Source organism: Cellvibrio sp. (assembly GCF_053579595.1).
The window spans coordinates 1-1791 of the sequence record NZ_JBRFPI010000568.1 but is presented as its reverse complement, the minus strand read 5'-3'; the positions used below and the strand labels follow the sequence as shown (position 1 = coordinate 1791).

At 50.1% G+C, this 1791-nt stretch carries 3 protein-coding genes; all 3 read right to left on the bottom strand.

What is annotated here, in order from left to right; genetic code table 11:
- A partial coding sequence (gene potC / locus ACWA6V_RS21200) for a spermidine/putrescine ABC transporter permease PotC (protein WP_449524342.1) occupies positions 1-660 on the bottom strand: 660 nt, incomplete at its 3' end.
- The gene (gene potB, locus ACWA6V_RS21195) at positions 644-1516 is read right to left on the bottom strand and encodes a spermidine/putrescine ABC transporter permease PotB (protein ID WP_449524341.1); all 873 of its coding nucleotides are present in this window, start codon (positions 1514-1516) and stop codon (positions 644-646) included. The genes potC and potB, both read right to left, overlap by 17 nt.
- Positions 1506-1791 (bottom strand): TOBE domain-containing protein (locus ACWA6V_RS21190; RefSeq protein WP_449524340.1); only part of this gene is annotated, 286 nt, incomplete at its 5' end. The genes ACWA6V_RS21190 and potB, both read right to left, overlap by 11 nt.

Below are 1791 nucleotides of genomic sequence, written 5' to 3'. Positions count from 1 at the left end.
CATGGAGTAAACCTTGAGCGGCAGGATTTCATATCCAGGACCAGTGACAAACGCACTTACAATAACGTCATCCAATGACAGGGTAAAACTCAATAACCAACCTGACGCAATAGCGGGCAATGCCAGCGGCAGAATAATTTTCCAGAAAATACTACTCTCGGACGCACCTAAATCCCGTGCGGCCTCCAACATTTTCATATCAAACCCTTTGAGGCGCGAGTAGACAGCGACTATCACAAAAGGCAAACAGAAAGTGATGTGGCCGATCACCAATGAGACAAACCCCAATTTGATGCCCAGCGCCATAAACACAATCAACAACGAAATGGCCATCACAATTTCCGGCGTCAGCATACTCACAAACACCATGGATGACAGTAATGCTTTGCCCTTGAACTGATAGCGATGCAATGCCACAGCAGCAAGTGTGCCAATCACTGTGGCAACGCTGGCGGCAACTATGGAGACGGTGAGCGAATTGAGCGCAGCGCCCATTAAACCGTCGTTATTCCAGAACTTTTCGTACCACTTGAAGGTAAAGCCGCCCCACTTGATGCCGTATTTGGATGCATTAAAGGAGTTCACCACCAGCACCAAAATGGGGATATAGATCAGTGTAAGGATCAGCCCCATGAAACCCCATCTAAAAATCGGAGCCATTGAGTCCTCCTTGTTTATTCACGAAGCGTGCAGCGCGGAAATACAACCAAAGCATAAAGCCCAGCAGCACAATCAGGATCACACTAAACGCCGAGCCAAACGGCCAATCACGTGTGTGCAGGAATTGGGTTTTGATCACGTTGCCGAGCAGCAGGTTTTTGGCACCGCCGAGCAGATCGGAAATATAGAACATGCCCATCGCCGGCAATAACACCATCAGACAACCTGCAACTATACCGGGCGAGGTCAGCGGCACAGTGATATGCCAAAAGCGTTTTAATGGGCCAGCGCCTAGATCTTTGGCAGCGTGGTGCAAACGCACATCGAGTTTTTCCAGCGCCGAATACAAGGGCAGCACCATAAACGGCAGCAAGATATAACAGAGGCCCAGGATCACCGCGAATTGGGTGTAGAGCAGCTGCAAGGGTTTATCGATCAAGCCCAAGCCAAGCAGCGCTTTGTTGATAATACCCTGATTGCCCAGAATAAATTGGATCGCATAGGTACGCACCAGCGAGTTGGTCCAAAACGGCAAGATCACCAGAAACAAAATCACTGGTTGCCAGCGCTTGGGCAGGCTTACAATCGCCATTGCAAAGGGGTAGCCAACCACCAAACAAAACACCATCGCCAGCAGTGACATACGCAGTGAATCCCACAATACCTGCAAATACAGCAGATCGAGGGTGCGCACGTAGCTGTCAGCATTGATGGGCAAGCTGACAGTAGCTTGGGGATCGCGCGTCAGGAAACTGGTAAGGATCACCAGCAAGTTGGGGAAAAAGACAAACAGCGTCAGCCAGACGCTAGCGAGTCCAATTGCCCAGAAACGGAATTGGCCGACACTAGACTTCATGGGGCAACACCACTTCCCAGCCCGGAACCCACTTGATTGCAACTTTCTGGTTCAGGCTGTAATCGAACGAGGGGTCATCTTCATCAAAAAATTCGCTCGCGATCACCTCAATGCCGGAGGGCAAGCGAATCAGCGAGTCGAGGGTTTTGCCTTTATAGTTACGCTCAACCACTTCGCCCACCAGATACTGATCAGGATGAGGATCATCAATATATTCCACACGCACATCTTCCGGGCGCAGGAGCACATTGACCTTATCACCTGCTTTGAAATTA